This window comes from Bordetella muralis (assembly GCF_054781015.1).
On record NZ_BAAGVF010000006.1, the window covers coordinates 175963 to 192084 of the forward strand.

Annotated in this window: 14 protein-coding genes, 1 tRNA gene and 1 pseudogene; 8 read left to right on the plus strand and 8 right to left on the minus strand. The window is 54.2% G+C overall.

What is annotated here, in order from left to right; genetic code table 11:
* Nucleotides 1-21: 21 nt before the first annotated feature.
* Both ACYVIT_RS11850 and ACYVIT_RS11855 read left to right on the plus strand, forming a co-directional pair.
* The gene (locus ACYVIT_RS11850; protein WP_460478200.1) at nt 22-1443 is read left to right on the plus strand and encodes an LLM class flavin-dependent oxidoreductase; all 1422 of its coding nucleotides are present in this window, start codon (nt 22-24) and stop codon (nt 1441-1443) included.
* 60 nt (nt 1444-1503) lie between these two features.
* Nucleotides 1504-2370, plus strand: coding sequence for a MetQ/NlpA family ABC transporter substrate-binding protein (locus ACYVIT_RS11855; RefSeq protein ID WP_415806199.1), 867 nt, complete (start codon nt 1504-1506; stop codon nt 2368-2370).
* A 445-nt stretch (nt 2371-2815) separates the two neighbouring features.
* Here the strand turns inward: ACYVIT_RS11855 and ACYVIT_RS11860 are convergent, their stop codons facing one another.
* From ACYVIT_RS11860 to ACYVIT_RS11870, 3 genes are all read right to left on the minus strand, one after another.
* Nucleotides 2816-3151 (minus strand): hypothetical protein, encoded by a 336-nt coding sequence (locus tag ACYVIT_RS11860; protein WP_415806200.1) that lies wholly within the window; start codon nt 3149-3151, stop codon nt 2816-2818.
* Between the two features lie 96 nt (nt 3152-3247).
* The gene (locus tag ACYVIT_RS11865) at nt 3248-3751 is read right to left on the minus strand and encodes a DUF4189 domain-containing protein (RefSeq protein ID WP_415806201.1); all 504 of its coding nucleotides are present in this window, start codon (nt 3749-3751) and stop codon (nt 3248-3250) included.
* A 99-nt stretch (nt 3752-3850) separates the two neighbouring features.
* A complete protein-coding gene (locus tag ACYVIT_RS11870; RefSeq protein WP_415806202.1) occupies nt 3851-4351 on the minus strand; it encodes a DUF4189 domain-containing protein in 501 nt (166 codons plus the stop codon).
* 286 nt (nt 4352-4637) lie between these two features.
* Here ACYVIT_RS11870 and ACYVIT_RS11875 point away from each other — a divergent pair, with 286 nt between their 5' ends.
* Nucleotides 4638-6272 (plus strand): ATP-binding response regulator, encoded by a 1635-nt coding sequence (locus tag ACYVIT_RS11875; protein WP_415806203.1) that lies wholly within the window; start codon nt 4638-4640, stop codon nt 6270-6272.
* A 24-nt stretch (nt 6273-6296) separates the two neighbouring features.
* On the opposite strand, the gene ACYVIT_RS11880 is transcribed toward ACYVIT_RS11875, so the two are convergent.
* Nucleotides 6297-6962, minus strand: a complete 666-nt coding sequence (locus tag ACYVIT_RS11880) for a LuxR C-terminal-related transcriptional regulator (protein WP_415806204.1) — start codon at nt 6960-6962, stop codon at nt 6297-6299.
* 677 nt (nt 6963-7639) lie between these two features.
* On the opposite strand from ACYVIT_RS11880, the pseudogene ACYVIT_RS11885 reads away from it, so the two are divergent.
* The 3 genes and pseudogenes from ACYVIT_RS11885 to ACYVIT_RS11895 all read left to right on the plus strand — a co-directional run bounded on the left by ACYVIT_RS11885 (nt 7640) and on the right by ACYVIT_RS11895 (nt 10542).
* A pseudogene (locus tag ACYVIT_RS11885) lies at nt 7640-8740 on the plus strand (tyrosine-type recombinase/integrase).
* A gap of 123 nt (nt 8741-8863) precedes the next feature.
* On the plus strand, nt 8864-9922 hold the full coding sequence (locus ACYVIT_RS11890) for a DUF262 domain-containing protein (protein WP_415806205.1): 1059 nt from the start codon (nt 8864-8866) through the stop codon (nt 9920-9922).
* Nucleotides 9922-10542: a hypothetical protein gene (locus ACYVIT_RS11895; RefSeq protein ID WP_415806206.1), complete on the plus strand. Its 621-nt coding sequence runs from the start codon at nt 9922-9924 to the stop codon at nt 10540-10542. Before ACYVIT_RS11890 ends, ACYVIT_RS11895 begins: the two co-directional genes overlap by 1 nt.
* A gap of 94 nt (nt 10543-10636) precedes the next feature.
* Here ACYVIT_RS11895 and ACYVIT_RS11900 read toward each other — a convergent pair whose 3' ends face one another.
* Complete coding sequence (locus ACYVIT_RS11900; RefSeq protein ID WP_415806207.1) at nt 10637-10795, minus strand: transcriptional regulator; 159 nt, start codon at nt 10793-10795, stop codon at nt 10637-10639.
* Between the two features lie 784 nt (nt 10796-11579).
* Here ACYVIT_RS11900 and ACYVIT_RS11905 point away from each other — a divergent pair.
* On the plus strand, nt 11580-12131 hold the full coding sequence (locus ACYVIT_RS11905) for an SLATT domain-containing protein (protein ID WP_415806208.1): 552 nt from the start codon (nt 11580-11582) through the stop codon (nt 12129-12131).
* Nucleotides 12118-13488 (plus strand): reverse transcriptase domain-containing protein, encoded by a 1371-nt coding sequence (locus tag ACYVIT_RS11910; protein WP_415806209.1) that lies wholly within the window; start codon nt 12118-12120, stop codon nt 13486-13488. Before ACYVIT_RS11905 ends, ACYVIT_RS11910 begins: the two co-directional genes overlap by 14 nt.
* Nucleotides 13489-13680: 192 nt before the next feature.
* Here the strand turns inward: ACYVIT_RS11910 and ACYVIT_RS11915 are convergent.
* The 3 genes from ACYVIT_RS11915 to ACYVIT_RS11925 all read right to left on the minus strand — a co-directional run bounded on the left by ACYVIT_RS11915 (nt 13681) and on the right by ACYVIT_RS11925 (nt 15944).
* Nucleotides 13681-13756: transfer RNA gene (locus ACYVIT_RS11915), tRNA-Ala, on the minus strand.
* Between the two features lie 258 nt (nt 13757-14014).
* On the minus strand, nt 14015-14797 hold the full coding sequence (gene xth, locus ACYVIT_RS11920; RefSeq protein WP_415806210.1) for an exodeoxyribonuclease III: 783 nt from the start codon (nt 14795-14797) through the stop codon (nt 14015-14017).
* 229 nt (nt 14798-15026) lie between these two features.
* Complete coding sequence (locus ACYVIT_RS11925) at nt 15027-15944, minus strand: LysR family transcriptional regulator (RefSeq protein WP_415806211.1); 918 nt, start codon at nt 15942-15944, stop codon at nt 15027-15029.
* Nucleotides 15945-16122 lie beyond the last annotated feature (178 nt).

Below are 16122 nucleotides of genomic sequence, written 5' to 3' on the forward strand. Positions count from 1 at the left end.
CGTACCAACGGAATTCCCGCCATGACCCAAGCCACTAAACATATCCACGTCAACGCCTTCAATATGAATTGCGTGGGCCACATTCACCATGGTTTGTGGACGCATCCACGTGACCGTTCCACCGAATACCATACGCTCAAGTACTGGACGGACATTGCCAAAACGCTGGAAAAAGGGCTGTTCGACAGCATCTTCATCGCCGACGTGATTGGTTATTACGACGTCTACCAAAAGGGTGTGGACTTGACGTTGCGCGAGGGCATTCAACTGCCGGTGAACAACCCGTGGCTGTTGATCTCCGCGATGGCGGCGGTGACCGAGAACTTGGGTTTCGGCGTGACGGCTACTGTCGGCGCGCACCACCCCTACACCTTTGCCCGTGATGTGACGACGCTGGATCAGCTCACCAATGGCCGAATGGGTTGGAACATCGTCACGGGTTATGTGGACAGTGGCGCGCGCGGCTTGGGCCAAGATGGCCTGGATGCGCATGATAGCCGCTACGACCGTGCCGAGGACTTTCTGGAACTCGCTTACAAGTTGTGGGAGGGTAGTTGGGAGGATGGCGCAGTGATTGCCGATAAGGCACGGCGCATCCATGCGCTGCCAGAAAAGGTGCATCCCGTGTTCCACCAAGGGCCGTTCTATCGCAGCAATGCCATTCACATGAGCGCGCCATCGCCGCAACGCACGCCGTTGCTATTCCAGGCAGGTACCTCTGCGCGTGGACTGAAGTTTGCGGGGCAGCATGCCGAAGGCGTTTTCATTGGCGCGCGCGATCCGGCTGCGGCACGCGAAGCCTCGCGCAAGTTGCGTCAAGCGGCAGTGGCGGCCGGCCGCCAGCCGGATGACATCAAGATCTACGCGGGCGTCGCCGTAGTCACCGGTGCAACCGAGGCCGAGGCTAAAGAGAAGTACGCTGACTACCTCGCCCACGCGAGTGCCGAAGGTGGTCTGGCTCATTTCGCCGCCAGCACTGGCGTGGATTTTTCCCAATATGATTTGGATGAGCCTATCGAGTTCGGCCAAGGCAATGCCATTCAATCGGCCGCGGCGGCGGCGAAAAAGCAAGGCTGGACCACGCGCCGCAAGCTGCTGGAGCAATTCGCCTTAGGCAGCCGCTACAACACCGTTGTGGGCGATCCTAACCAGGTGGCCGATGCATTGACGCACTGGATCGACGAGGGCGAGATTGACGGCTTTAACCTCACACGCATCGTCGTGCCAGAGACCTGGCAGGACTTTGCCAACGTCATCGTCCCCGAACTGCAAAACCGCGGCCGTTACCGTACGGCATATGACGGAGGCACCTTGCGCCAACAGCTTTTTGGTCGTGGTGACCGTTTGCCCGATCACCATCCCGCCGCGCGATGGCGACGCGCATTGACCCGCTTTGCTGAATCGGTTGAGCCTGTGCCGGCCGCTATCGCACAAGCGCAGTGACGGGTTTTCTCCAGGGTCTCAGCCTTCCATTTGCATACCGATTTTTTCCAGGAATCTTGCATGTCTTTCACCTGCTTTAAATTCCGTGTTTTATCTGCTTTTGCTGCAGTGGCCGTCGTGGGCAGCTTACATGCCGCGCCGTTGAAAATCGGTGTCACGCCCGGTTCTTTGGCCGACTCCGTCAATGTTGCCGCTGCACAGGCTAAAAAAGCCGGGCTGGATGTGCAAGTCATTGAGTTCACCGACTGGACCACACCCAACACCGCACTGGAGTCCGGGGACCTGGATCTGAACTACTTCCAGCACCAGGCATTCTTGGACAACGCCGTGACCGAGCGAGGCTACAAAATCGAAAGCGTGGCGTATGGTCTGTTACCCAATATTGGCCTCTATTCCAAGAAATATGACGCGTTGACCGCCATTCCCAACGGCTCCAAAGTCGGCGTGGCCAATGATCCGGTCAACCAAGCGCGTGGTTTGCTGCTGTTGCAGGCTGCAGATTTGATTCAACTAAAAGATGGTGTAGGTGCCAAAGCCTCCGTCAACGATGTGGTGCGCAATCCCAAAAAGCTGCAACTCGTGGAGGTGGAGGGGCCGCAATTGGTGCGCGCGGTGGATGACCTCGCGCTTGCCCAAGGGTATCCCGCGCACTTCGTCAACGCTGGCCAACCGGAGTTGGCCAGCAAAGCGCTTCAGTATTCCACGATTGACGATCTTTACTACGCTATCCGTTTCGTGGCCCGTAGCGACAACAAGAACGACTCCCGCATTCGTCAGTTTGTCGATATCTACCAGAGCTCTCCCGCAGTGGCCGCGCAAATCGACAAGTCTTTCGCAGGGGACAAAAAGCTGTATTCCCTGCCTTGGACGAACCCCAAAAACGCGTCGATTACCAATGCGCTCCGGGGCGGCCATACCAGCCGATAGGTCAATAAAATCAAGCCTGTAGAAACAAAAAGGCTTGGAACACGTTGTGTTTCCAAGGCCTTTTTGTCTGGAATTTTGGTGGAGCGGAGGGCTACCAAACAGCCCGTATAAGCAGTTGATTCATAAGAAAAAAGTGTGGTCGGAGCTTCTTTGCTACCCCTATAGATACCCCCAGGCTGACGCTGCGAGGTGGAAGAAGAAACCGGCCCCTCTTATTTGCCCAAACGAAAGCTGAATGCTAGTTGCTGGAGAGCAGCACATGTCGGCACCGAAGATGGAGTGGCGCCTATGAGGGCCGGGAATTGAGCGTGTGGCGTATATCTCCGTGCCGAGCGGCAATAGCTGTCCTAGGCGGACTCGCAATGGCTATCGGCTGCAATGGCGCATCGTAGCGGGCAGAGCATGGCGCGTTTTGCTGCTAGCTCCTGCCCGCAACGATGCCGCCTTACCGGGATTTCTTGATCGAGTGCACTTGCACCGGAGTGCAGGAAGGCTTCGTTAGCGTTGGCGCCGAGATCAGTAGCCCCGGCATCATGCGTGCAGTGCAATCGAAGCGGCGTCCCTTCGTTGTAGTGGCGATATAGCTCAGGTCCTGTGCGCCCAACGCATCAGGTTGACTGGCTTTCACGTCGGTCACCGAAAGCTCGTCCGACGAAGCCAAGCCGATCATCTCGGCGGTGGCACTTTGCAGGGGCACGATCGCCTCGTTGGTTCCCATCGTGGTGCAGCCTGCGGTTGCCAAAATGACCATTGCCAGAGAGAGGGTGAGACTGGTTTTCATAAACATCCTTATGCTTGTTGTCGTATTAAAGCCGCCAAAGGCGGGAGATCCGTCACGCTTTGATGGGCGTCACTTATGCGCGCAGCTTGTTGCTGCTCAGTACGGAACGAATTTCGGCTCACTGCAAGCTGAGTGGTAGAGGCGGCAGTTGCTGTCCGACGCGTTGCATTGCGCCATGCCTGCTCTGGTTCCTTCTTCGATGGAGGGTGCTGAACGCATGTAATATTTTTTGGCACCCAGCACCATGACGGCACATGCATTGGCGTACCAAAGCTCGATCCGACAGGTCTTGCCGCCTTTGGCATGGCAGTCACTCACCGCGGCCTGTTCAGCAGCTGCGCGGTTGGGCCGGTCCACGGCGGTGCCCAGCGTGCCGGTGACGTTGTCGGCAGCAAACGCTCCCCACGCCTCCTTCCACTCGCCAGTGGGCTGGGGCGGCGCGGGTGCTTCGGACTGGGCAGGTGCGTCCGTTCCGCCAGGCGCGCATCCCCACACGGCACCATAGAGGCGCGGCGTCTGTCCCTGCGGGCATCCACCCTCTGCGAAGGCTGCTCCACTGAGCGTGAGGGTGATCAGCAATAGAAAGATTCTCGCCATCATTGAAGTCCTTTAAAGCATTGGCTGCCGCGTATGCATGGCCACCCGTGTGGGGGACACGGCAGTTGGTTTCGGCGTTCTGGCATGCGGTGTGCGCTGCATTTAGTAGGCGACGAACTCCGGCATGCTGCATCCGGAGTAGTAAACCCGGCAGTTCACATCAGCGGCCCGGCACGTAGCCATGCTCTTTGCCGTGGCGGCTTCAATCGTTTCCGCGCTGGAGGTGTTGTAGAGCTTGTTGCCTGTGACGAGTACGGCACATTGGTTGTAGTAGGAGATATCGAGCTTGCAGCCCCCACCGCCTTTCGACCGGCAGTCCGCGAGTGCGGCCTGAATTGCTGCTTTCTCGTTGGGCATGCCGGTGGAAACGCCCAAGATGCCCTTGGCCGCATCACCGCCAATAGCGCCCCATTTGGTAACCCAATAGCCCGTGGGTTGTGGCGGGGCGGCTTCCTGCTGTTGAACGGGGGCATCCGTCCCGCCCGGGGCACAACCCCATACGCCGCCATACTGTTTTGGCGTTTGCCCTTGGGGGCATCCACCCTCTGCGAAGGCAAGGCCAGACAATAAGTACAAGCCGATGGCAATCAGCAGTCGAACCATTGACGATCCCAAGCGCGCAAGCGCCGCCGCGATAAAATTTGCATTCAATTGGGAATGCCCCAGGCCGCGCATCCAGAAGCCGTCAGATCGGGAAGATTCGATTGTGCAGAAATCTGGGAAGGCGATGATGCAGCAGTATAAAAGTTCCCGATAGAGAAAGACCTAGTACATGTGTACTAATAGGTACTAGCTCATCGCCAGCGGATGAATCAGGGTTTCCCAGAAGGTCCTTCGCCAATAGAACGCCGAAAATAGTGCCGGTACGAAGACAAGGATGCTTCGAGGTATGGCCAACAACGAAAAAGATACAGAGCGCGCGCAAGCGACCGTGCGTTTGGTTCTCGGTTTTTTGGGAACGCTGTACGCGCCATTGTTAGCGATGGAGGGCATGTTGCCACAGTCCTCCGCACGGCTTATGGCGGCGCATGGGACCCTGTTCATTATCGTTTCTCTGGTGTTGCGTTTTGCCATCGTGCGTTGGCCGGGTAACTACCCCAGCAGGCGGCTCTTCGCCATGTTGCTCGACTATTCCGCCTTGGGCTTTCACATGATCCTTGGTGATGAGGATCTGCTTCCCGTCTACGCGTTGGTGCTGTGGGTCACGGTGGGTTATGGCATCCGCTATGGGTCGGCCTATCTGGCCATTTCGACTGGAATCGCGCTCGCCACGTTGCTAGTGGTGGGGCAGGTAACACCTTACTGGCAGGCACAGCCTTACATCATGTGGACGCTGTTGCTGACCACGTTGCTGGTCCCCGCATATACCCATGTGCTGTTGCGTGAAAACAAGCGCGCCTATGAGCGGGAGCGCGAAGCAACTCTTGCAAAGACCCGTTTTCTAGCACAGGCGAGCCACGATCTGCGTCAGCCGATCCATTCCATCGCGCTGTTCACGGACTGTTTGCGGGACGAGCACCTCAATGCTCGCCAGGCTCAGTTGGTCGACAACATAGATCGGTCCCTGCATAGCGTGTCACACCTGTTCCGTTCGATTCTCGATAGCTACACGCTGGATAGCGGTCGGTTGGAGGCCAGGTTCGACGTCGTGCCGGTGCGCGAATTATTGGACACGGTGATCAGTGAAAGCCGTGATTCCGCGCGCTGGGCCGATGTCGACGTGCGCGTGCGTGCCGGCGATCATCTCATCCGTACCGATCCGAACTTGATCTGTACTGTCGTTCAGAACCTGGTCGAGAACGCGGTCAAGTATGGGGAAGGAAAACCTGTGCTGGTCGCGGCAAGACGACGCGGTGATAGGTTGTCGCTGCAGGTGTATGACCAAGGACGGGGCATCCCACAGGAGAGCCTGGATAAGGTGTTCGACGAGTTCTACCGCGTGCGACAGCAACGCGACAAGGACATCGGCGGCCTCGGGCTGGGCCTGTCCATCGTCAAGCGGATTTGTACGTTATTGGGGGCCGCTGTTTCCATTCGATCCACGATCGGGCGCGGCACCGTAGTGAACGTGGACGGATTCGAGATCGTCCGTCATTTGCCCAAGGCACAGTTGCGCAGCGGCGAACAGGGGGCGAGTGTACTCAACGGGCTACGTGTCCTGCTGATCGAGGATGATGTCAATGTGCTGATGGCAACGGCTTTGCTGTTGGAGCGCTGGGGATGCATCGTTCAACGCGCGACTACGCTACCCGTGCTGCCTGGCGTCTGCGATGTCGTCATTAGTGACTATGACCTCAATGCCCAAATCACCGGGGCGGAGTGCATTGCCCGAATACGACAGGCGCTGGGACCGCAGTTGCCGGCGCTGCTACTGACCGGACATGACACGAAGGCCGTACGCGGCAAGCTAGCGGATCCGGACCTTCCGATCCTGGCCAAGCCGGTGAGGCCGGCCGAACTGCGGTCACTGCTGACATCGCTCGTCTTGGAGGCGGCGCATCCCGCCAATCTGGTCCGGGTCTGAACGCTTAGTTGGATAGCGTTCAGATTAGAGAAGTGCGTCGGGTTTAGGCGTGCTCAAGCCGGCTTTCGCGCCTAACGATGCCGCGGCCGAACGCGACGTGACATTCAAGGCCCGAAGCAATGCCGATACATGAATACGGACAGTGAAAGGAGAGATGTTCAAGGCGCGGGCAATCTCCTTGTTGGTCAGTCCGTCCACCAGCATGCCCAAGACGTCGCGTTGGCGCTGGGTGAGCGACTGCATCGCGTCGAGCGGGTCAGCCTCGCCCGGCAGATGCGTGCGGTTGTATCGCACTACGATGTCACCGGCGCGGATAGCCTGGATCGTCTCTCCGAGTTCCCCCGGAGGGACCGATTTACCGATGAAGCCATCGGCGCCAGAGGCCAACACTGCGTCGATCCTCTGTTTGTCGTTGTACATCGATACGACGATGAGTGAGCTTCTGGGGCAAGCCTGCCGCAACGTCGCGATCCAGGTGAGTGAGGTTTGGCCTGGAAAGAGCAGATCCAGAATCAGTGTGTCCGGTGGCCCTTCTTCTCGAACGTACTGGAAGATCGCCTCCAGATGATCTGCCTCGTCTACCTGGGCGTTAGGAGCGATGCGCCGGATAATCTCGCGCATGCCGATACGGAAGGTAGGGTGATCGTCCGCGATCAAGAATCGTTCGGGTAATGAGGCTTCATCCGTCATGTCTTGCAGATCTGAAACGTACCTTTCTCGATAGGACGCCAAGATCGGATGTAAATCGAAGTGTCGGATGTTAGTGCGAATCGGGGAGATTCGTGCACGATGAAAACTATACTTAACGATTGTTACATGCTTGGAACGTGGGACGCGGCACTGACGGACGGGCGCTTCAATTTGTTTCCGCGCTGCCGTTGTGCTCCATGACAAGAAACGGATTGCCGACAGCGACGTCATCCAGAAGGACGGCAGGATCTTGCAGGAGATATCCATGCAGTCGTCTTGACGCTATCGGTTAGCGTTTTTATGACGCATGTATCCTGGCGGCGGCGGTTGGTGCAGGATGTCAGACGCTATACACGGAAGACATGAATCACGGCCAGATCTTCGAGGACACGTTTAACCTGCGGAACCCGTTTTCCGAATCGTGAAGATGGTCGTCTGTCGCAAGGGACGACACCTCCAATCAAGCCCACTGAAACGTTAGATTCTCCGCGATTGCGGTGCGCGCTAGCAAGCCAACGTGCCTTGTTTTTACTGGAAATCTTGGTGGAGCGGAGGAGGATCGAACTCCCGACCTTCGCATTGCGAACGCAAATTACACACCAATAAAATCAATGTACTTTGACTAATTCAAGGTTATTTGCCACAAATTTGCCACACTAATTTTGAGCTGTTGTGGCATGGCTACTTTTCGCAAGCGCGGCCCGTTCCAGTGGGAGGCGCAGATACGCAAGCGACGCTACCCCGCGCAAAGTAAGACCTTCAACACCAAGGTCGAGGCCGAGGCCTGGGCGAAGATGATCGAGTCGGAAATGGCTCGGGGCGTGTGGATCAGTCGTGGCGAAGCGGAGTCCACGACGCCGCGGGAGGCGCTGGAGCGCTACCAGGCGGAGATCGTACGGCACAAGAAAGGCAAGGTGCAGGAGGCCTCCGTCATCAAGACGCTATTGACCTTGCCGCTGGCCTTTCGGCCGCTAGCGTCGGTCCGTGGGGCCGGCCTGGCCAGTCTTCGGGATGCCTGGTTGCAGGATTATGCGCCGGCGACTGTATTGCGACGACTGGCTGTGCTGTCGCATGTGTTCAGCGTGGCACGCAAGGAATAGGGCATGGAGAGCCTTTCCAACCCGGTCGAGATTATGCGCAAGCCAGTGGTCAAGAATGCGCGTGTGAGGCGCGTGGTGGAGTTGGAGCTGCCTCTTGAGGATGCAGAGGGCGGGGATGATGCGCGCGCTGTGCAGGAGGGTGAGTTGGAGTGGGTAATTGCTGCAAGCCACTCGGCCCTGCTTCCCTCGATCGTTCGGCTAGCCGTGGAGACGGCCACGCGGCGCGGGGATATCGTCGGCCTGCGCTGGGAGCATATTGACCTGGAGCACCGGGTGGCTCATTTGCCGGCGACAAAGAACGGCAGTGCGCGAGATGTACCGCTGTCGTCAGTGGCAGTTGCAGTGTTGCATGGACTTTGGGATGGGTTGGACGCCAAGGGGAGGGGGGCAGGGCTGGTGTTCGGTATCCGGGCTGACGGAGTTACTCGGGCGTTTGAACGGGCTGTGGAGCGGGCGCGCAAGCGTTACGAGGGAAAGTGTCAGCAGGCTAAAGAAAGGCCGTTGGCCGGCTTTCTGGTGGATTTGCGGTTTCACGATCTGCGGCATGAGGCGACTTCGCGCCTGGCGTCAATTTTTCCAATGCATGAGCTGATGAAGATTACTGGTCATAAAGACCCGCGTATGTTGATGCGGTACTATCATCCCAAAGCAGAAGAACTCGCAAAGCGCCTAAAATAGCTAATTGTCTAAATAGCGGTCGTCACACGCGGAATTATAGATATAAGGAATGGCAATGTACCGGCATTATCTAACGATGGTGCGATGCGGTAGAAATTACTCGCCTTTCAATTCGGATTTAAAATGAAGAACTTCGACACCCGAGCCTACAATATTTCTGATTTCGTGGAGTGGGACGCAACCTCTCTGCTTGAGTTGTCGCCGCAGTTTCAACGCCGTTCTGTCTGGACGGAAAAGGCAAAGTCATACCTTATTGACACTATCATTCGCGGTAAGCCAATACCTAAGGTATTGATAACTCAGACATTAAATCTTGGAAGAAACGTCCGCACCGTGGTGGATGGGCAACAGCGACTGCGTGCAATTCTCAGTTTCATAAAGGGAGATTTCAAAATTTCTCGCGCGCACAACAGGGAGTTTGCTGGGCGGCGGTATGCGGAACTCCCTGAGGAGGTGCAGTCGGAGTTCCTTAAGTATGAGATTGGCGTCGATATGCTTTTCGACCTCTCATTTGAAGATATTCTTGATGTTTTTGCGAGATTGAATACGTATTCGGTTAAGCTTAATCCGCAGGAATTGTTAAATGCCCAATATCTCGGCTTTTTTAAGCAGTCCGCATATCATCTTGGATTTCGATATGTTCGTTATTGGATAGAGGGTGGGGTTGTTTCTGAAAAAACTGTTACGCGAATGGCTGAGGCGGAGTTGTCGTCGGATCTGCTGGGAGCTTTGGTAGAGGGGGTCCAGTCCAAAAAAGCGATACCAAATCTATACAAAAAATACGATGATGATGAGAATGTGGTTGCTCGAGCAGAGGAGCAATTTGACTCTGTGATGGCTGTCATTGGTGAGGTCTATCCTACCGATGAACTCATGGTTTCAAACTTTGCGCGCATACATTTCTTTTATTCCTTATTTTGTTCAGTGGCTCATTGCATGTTTGGCATCGGCGGGTTAGAAGATGCGCCTAGACCTGCATTAAATCAGCAGAATCTTGGAGTTTTGAGGTCTGTGTTAGATGAGATTAGCGCAAGGTATGATGAGGTCACTGCGAAAGATGCTGTTGCACCTGACGACGACTATAGGGCATTTATAGAGGCATCTCGACGAGCGACTACGGATTTGTCGTCACGTAAATTGCGTAGCACTTTTATCTGTGAATTGATAAATAGAGCGCTGTAATGCCAGTCGGCGATCATTATGCAGAGTTTTCCAATACTCTAGCAGTAAGCAAACGATTGCGAGATAAAGCAAATAACCCTGGTTCTGGTATAGAGGACTCAGAGCGATTCTTGCTCTATGAAGCTATTTTTCTTCGAGTTTTTCGTGCCTATGAGAATTTTCTAGAAGAGGTTTTTTTATCTTACTTGACAGGCGAAGTAGATATGTCCGGCAATGCCATTGCGTGCTTTGTTGCGCCTCGTGATAGAGGCCACGCTAGAGAAATGGTTGTCTCGTCTCAACAGTTTCTCGACTGGACAAGCCCGTCAGTTGTTATGGAGCGATCGGGTATTTATATAAATGGTGGGGAGCCAGTGCGTACGGCTATTGCGGCTTCGCAACAGTATTTGTTGCAGGCAAAGAAAATAAGAAATCATATTGCTCATAACTCCAAAGAAAGTGAGCGAGAGTTTTCTAAAGTTGTTCTGCAGTTTTTGTTAACGCCACCTATCCAACCACCTTCGGTGGGTGAGTTTCTTATAAAAATACCGAATGCTGGGCCGGCGAAGCGAAAAGAAATTTTGGCTTATTTCATGGAAAGCCTTGAGTCCACGGTTCGGGCCATTGTGGTACACCCCTGATGCTCATCCCACAGGCCGAGGAATTGGCAAAACGTCTAGGCTAGCTGTCATTGGCGCCTGCGCTCCTGGTTTGCCCAGTTGTCCGTCTTGGTCGTCAACTTGTCATCGGAGAGCCGGCCAGGATTTGGGACAAGCGCACCGTGGAGACGTAGGCGGGAGGCTCGAATACATACCCGACAGCTCTCATCTCGGCCTCTAGTTCCTCGATGATGAAAAACGGCTCTTCCGGGTCGTCTTGGTGCTGCGTCGTCATGTCCTGTCTCTTGGTCAAGTTGGGTACACCCAGTTTGGCCAGGCAGGACTGGATGGGTCAAATAGCTCAAAATCCGAGTCAAATTGGCTACCCGCTTTGGGGCTACTCAAAATAGCCGAGATCGCTGCATGAGGGTATCGGTAGACAAATAGACCTACTTAGGTGAAGACATAAGGTTCTCTGATCATGATGAGCTTAACTCTGCATGCTGGTCTACGACTGACACGTTTTACACATATATAGATGATCCGGGGCCGCCTGGCAGGGTCGGCGTGACAGAAAATGCCATTGGATACCTGTTCGAGCAAGTCGCTGTAGAGCCAGATGTCACACTGGGCGATATCTTTCGTCTGTTCGATCTATGTCCGCGACTGCATGAGGTCTTTCGCCGGAACTACTCTGAATCGCTGTGTGAAGAGGCCCGTAAGGGTCCGCTTCCCCAAAGCACTCGCGTTGGGTCTCCAGAGGTGACAGAGATCGAGTCTGCCCACCTTGCTTTGTATCGAAGCCGTTCTCAACGTTCTCAGCACGAGTGTCATCGTGGGGCAGTGTGAAGCGCAAGGTGGGTTTAGGTGAGCAGAGGATTTCAAACAGTCTGGCGCATCCAGTTTTTTTTTGTTACTCTGCAGCGAGGAGGGACGGGTGCTTTCTCTTGCTTACAAGGGTGGATCTAATAAATAACGACTCCGGTCGTTGCGAGGCCTCCTCGCTGATCCCTTCGGGGATGTTCAACTGTTCTGCAATCTCCTCGTCTCTCCTCCTCTAACTACCTATGAGGCGTTGAATGCAGGATATTAAAAATAAGATCTGGTTCACATATAAAGCTCGGATTCAGGCACATATTCGACTTTCAAGAGCCGATTTGCATTCTCAAATCTTATTAGTGTGGTATGCGCTACTGAGCGCTGGTTTGGCCATAGTCGCTATTCGATACCCCACTATTCTGGGTTCAAATACAGATATTATTTCCGCGCTTTTGGGCGTTTTTCTTCTCGGGATCTCTATGGCAGTGGCAAACAGGGATTTTCGTGGACGCGGAATTGCTATGTGTCAAAATTATCAGAATTTACAGCGGTTGTACGATGGTCTGGGTGCCTCTTCGCTAGACGACGATGTGATCGGGAAATATCACGACCTTCTTGGGCAAGTAGAGAATCATCGCGGGATTGACGATAAGGTATTTCGCGTGCTGCATGCTGCAGAGCTATGTTCGCGTCATCCCGTTAAACGCGAATGCATTTCGGCGTATGGCTATTTGATCTGGCGTGTCGTTGTATTGGCTTTCCTGTATTTGTCCCCACTGTTCATAATTTTCTCCTTTTATGAGCGCTGCTAAAGAATTTCGCGATATTTTTTGGTTCGGAAATTTAGGGAAAATCTATGAGGACAGGGTAAAGGATTCTGGCGCTATAGGTTTGGATCGAGTGCGCCCAGGAGGCTTCCAAAAGTCTAAGGACGAACAGCTTAAGATTGTCAGTCGAAAAGTCTTGGCTGGAAGCTATAAGTTCACGCCCTATAAAGAAAAGTTGATTTCTAAGGGGAAGGGTAAGTTTCCTCGGGTTATTTCAATACCAACGGTTCGGGACCGAATAGTATTACGAGGGTTGTGCGACCTATTGGCAGTCGTCTATCCAGATAGGCGATTAGAGCTACCCCAGCTAACTATTGGGTCGCTCTCTGAAGCTTTGCGCTCGGGAGAGTATTCGGAGTACGTGAAGATAGATCTAAAGGATTTTTATCCGTCTATTCCTCATGATCTCCTCCTGCGCTCGATTAAGAGAAAAATTAGAAAAAAAGAAATAGTCGATTTAATTCTGCGCGCGGTGGAGAATCCCACTGTTCCCAGTGGAAGGAAGGGCACGGGAGCTGAAAGGGAATTGAGGGGGGTGCCGCAGGGGCTGTCTATCTCTAATATTTTGGCTGAGATTGCGCTAACAACTATAGACAGATTGTTCGGAGGAAACGGGCAATGCTGGTATAAAAGATACGTTGACGATATCTTGATCCTCACTCCGGCTGCAAAAGGACGGCAGATTGGGGATGCTGTTATCTCGGCGCTGAAGAGCCTTGGTCTGGAACCGCATCCTTTTGATAAAGATGATTCGAAATCTAAGGTTGGCTCCTTGACCGAGTCTTTTTCTTTCTTGGGCTATCAGGTCACCAATGGTTCAATTTCTATTCGACGAGAGAGTGTCCTGAAATTCGAGTCATCTTTGGCCGGTATATTCACATCGTATAGACATAATCTTGCCACTGCGAACACCAAAGAGAAGCGGGATCGCGCGCTGTCCAGATTCATTTGGAGGTTGAATTTACGCCTCACCGGATGCATATTCAAAGAGCGTCGACTGGGTTGGGTGTTTTATTTCTCTCAGATCAATGATACTTCGTGTCTGCGTGCCGTCATGAATACGGTAGATTCGCTACTGCTGAGATTCGCGTTGAATAGTAAAGTCTGCCCCAAATCATTGATAAAAGTTCTATACGAAAGCAGACGCAGGCAGACGGAAATGCATAGATATATCCCTAACTTCGATGTAATGGATGTCGGACAAAAGAGGAAAATTCTTCTGATGCGACTTCCAAAACATCGAGTACGAAGAATGAGCGATGAGCAGGTAGAAATGGCCTTTGACCGGAATATCAGCATCGCAATTAGAGAGCTTGAAGCAGACCTCGCATCTGTTTCATGAGATAGCTGGAACAGGTTAGTTGCTTGCGCCTATAAATAGATGGGCGATGTCGTGCAATGCGGAGCGACGACAGGCAGCCGGGAAGCATGATGCTTGTCACAAATTTGCCACACCCGTTGTGGCAAAACCTGCTCTATAACGCAAACAAGGCACTACATCGCTAGACGTGTGCCTTGTTTTAACTGGGAATTTTGGTGGAGCGGAGGAGGATCGAACTCCCGACCTTCGCATTGCGAACGCGACGCTCTCCCAGCTGAGCTACCGCCCCGATAAGCGTCAAAATATAGCATATCTGAAACCGAAAAGTGGACGCCCGTGCAGGCCTGATCAGGGCGGCCGTCGTCGATTATTTTTCGAACATCCTGCAGTCTCTGTCCGTTGGTCCAATCCTTTTGGTCCTGCCGTTTGCCTACCTCACGGTTTAGCGCCGCACAGGCCTTTGCATGCAGGAACGGTCAGAGTCGTGGGCGGGCTGCGCAGAGGCGTGGACTGCCCGTCGCCACGACCGAACAGTCCGAGAAATACCTCAGTCGAGATTCAGCGTAGCGATCACGGGCGCGTGATCCGAGGGCTGTTCGTTCGCGCGCGGTTCCTTGTCGATGACGCAGGCGGTGCACTGCTTGATCAAAGGCTCGGACAGCAGAATATGATCGATGCGCAGACCCGCGTTGCGCCGGAAACCGAATTGCCGGTAATCCCACCAGGTAAAGGATTTTTCGGGTTGTTCGAATTTGCGGAATGAATCGGCCAGGCCGAGGTCGATCAGCGCGCGAAAGGCCTCGCGTTCCGGTTCAGAGACCAGCACTTGGCCTACCCATTTCGCAGGATTGTGCACGTCTTCGTCGGCTGGGGCGATGTTGTAGTCGCCTAGCAAGGCCAGGCGCGGATAGTTTTTCAGTTCTTGCGCGACCCAGCGGTTCAGATGCTGGAACCAGTCCAGCTTGTAGGGATATTTCTCGGAATCCAGCGATTGTCCGTTGGGGCAATAGGCGCAAATGACGCGCACGTCGCCGCCCGGCGCGGGCAGGGTGACGGCCAGCACGCGCTGTTGCGGGTCGTCCATCGTCGGGATGTTGCGCACCATGGCGGAGCCGGTTTCGCGCGAGATGATTGCAACGCCGTTGTAGGTTTTTTGTCCGGCCCAGACGGCTTGGTAGCCCAGCTCGGTGAATGCGTCCAACGGGAATTTGTCGTCGGTGAGCTTGAGCTCTTGGAGGCAGAGTGCGTCGACGGGGTTGGCTGAAAGCCAGTCCAGGACTTGGGGCAGACGGACTTTCAGGGAATTAATGTTCCAGGTGGCGAGTTTCATTCTGTTCAAAATTTTTTAATTTCAAGGAATTGACTTTGCTCTTTTGCTTCATTTTTTGGGCTGGCTACCACCTAGCTACCCAAATTGAAGACACTGCAATCAGTCTTTGGTTGCTGCTTTGACGCCATAGTATCAGCGGTTCTGTAGATTGGCTTTAATCATCGCCGAAATACTATTGCTGTAATGCCGCTGGACCGTTTTCCGATTCACGTATCTTGAGCGGCTCGTTTCAATTTTTAATCTCTTGGTCGCGGCGCAGCGCTTCGATTAGCAGTCTTGCTCCTTGTGAGAGCGGCGCGCCTTTTCGCGTAACGAGTTCATAGGGTTCACTGCGTGAGGCTAGATTGAGCGAAAGAATGCAGGTCATCTCGTGACGGGCAAAAAACTGCGCGACGTCGATGGACACAAGCGCGACGAATGACGGATTACTTTGCAGAATCGCGAGGGTGGCGAACACGGAGGTCGTTTCCAGCAGATGCCTCGGAAAGCGGATTTCGGCGTCCCTGAACTCGCGCTCGAGTAGCAGGCGCATCGGCATGTTCGCGCGATACACCACCCAGCGGTATTCGGCAAGATCCTGTAGTGTGAGCCGCTTCGTCCGCCTGAGTGGGTGCTGCACGTTTGCAACCACCGCGAGCGTTTCGTCCTGCAGTTTGAGCGAATCGTAAATCTGTGGCGTCGGGCTTATTGTTGTACGGCAGATCGCAAGATCGAGCCGGCCCACATCGATCAGACTCAGCAGGGCTGCGCTTGTGTCTTCCACGATCTCGACCGACAGGTCCGGATTGAGTGCCGTGATTGCATCGGTAAGGAGCGGCACTGCTCCCATGATGACGCCAACCGACACACGGCCACCCTGGATCCCCACCATTTCCTCGCGCATATGCGCAAGCTCTGCGTAAATCACGCGCGCATAACGGATCGCGCAATGCCCGGTCTCGTTGGGTTCGAGTCCACGGTTGGTGCGGTTGAATAGCGGCGTATCGAAAGTAGTTTCGATTTCCTGCAGGGCCTTGCTGGCGCCAGGCTGCGTGAGCGCGACCTGCTGCGCGGCCTTGAGCAGTGAGCCGTGGTCGCCGAGCGCAATCAAAAGCCGCAATTGCTTCAGGTGCAGCCGGGAGATGATGGAATTGAGCGGGGGTATCATGGGGTTGAGAGAAAGTTATACCCGTATTAGAACTTCTCAATTACTGCGCAGTAATCTTTTTCCTATACTCGGTCAGCGCAGCATTTTAAGGCGTAAAGCGCCGCCTGATTCCAGGGCGGTCCGTGTCTTGTGCCACAGCAACGTATTCATTGCGTTCATCCAGTATAACTAAAGCTTA

Excerpts from the sequence above, each read along its gene's own strand:
- ACYVIT_RS11850 (WP_460478200.1), top strand. The coding sequence starts at position 22 with ATGACCCAAGCCACTAAACATATCCACGTCAACGCCTTCAATATGAAT.
- ACYVIT_RS11855 (WP_415806199.1), top strand. The coding sequence starts at position 1,504 with ATGTCTTTCACCTGCTTTAAATTCCGTGTTTTATCTGCTTTTGCTGCA.
- ACYVIT_RS11860 (WP_415806200.1), bottom strand. The coding sequence starts at position 3,151 with ATGAAAACCAGTCTCACCCTCTCTCTGGCAATGGTCATTTTGGCAACC.
- ACYVIT_RS11865 (WP_415806201.1), bottom strand. The coding sequence starts at position 3,751 with ATGATGGCGAGAATCTTTCTATTGCTGATCACCCTCACGCTCAGTGGA.
- ACYVIT_RS11870 (WP_415806202.1), bottom strand. The coding sequence starts at position 4,351 with ATGGTTCGACTGCTGATTGCCATCGGCTTGTACTTATTGTCTGGCCTT.
- ACYVIT_RS11875 (WP_415806203.1), top strand. The coding sequence starts at position 4,638 with ATGGCCAACAACGAAAAAGATACAGAGCGCGCGCAAGCGACCGTGCGT.
- ACYVIT_RS11880 (WP_415806204.1), bottom strand. The coding sequence starts at position 6,962 with ATGACGGATGAAGCCTCATTACCCGAACGATTCTTGATCGCGGACGAT.
- ACYVIT_RS11890 (WP_415806205.1), top strand. The coding sequence starts at position 8,864 with ATGAAGAACTTCGACACCCGAGCCTACAATATTTCTGATTTCGTGGAG.
- ACYVIT_RS11895 (WP_415806206.1), top strand. The coding sequence starts at position 9,922 with ATGCCAGTCGGCGATCATTATGCAGAGTTTTCCAATACTCTAGCAGTA.
- ACYVIT_RS11900 (WP_415806207.1), bottom strand. The coding sequence starts at position 10,795 with ATGACGACGCAGCACCAAGACGACCCGGAAGAGCCGTTTTTCATCATC.
- ACYVIT_RS11905 (WP_415806208.1), top strand. The coding sequence starts at position 11,580 with ATGCAGGATATTAAAAATAAGATCTGGTTCACATATAAAGCTCGGATT.
- ACYVIT_RS11910 (WP_415806209.1), top strand. The coding sequence starts at position 12,118 with ATGAGCGCTGCTAAAGAATTTCGCGATATTTTTTGGTTCGGAAATTTA.
- xth (WP_415806210.1), bottom strand. The coding sequence starts at position 14,797 with ATGAAACTCGCCACCTGGAACATTAATTCCCTGAAAGTCCGTCTGCCC.
- ACYVIT_RS11925 (WP_415806211.1), bottom strand. The coding sequence starts at position 15,944 with ATGATACCCCCGCTCAATTCCATCATCTCCCGGCTGCACCTGAAGCAA.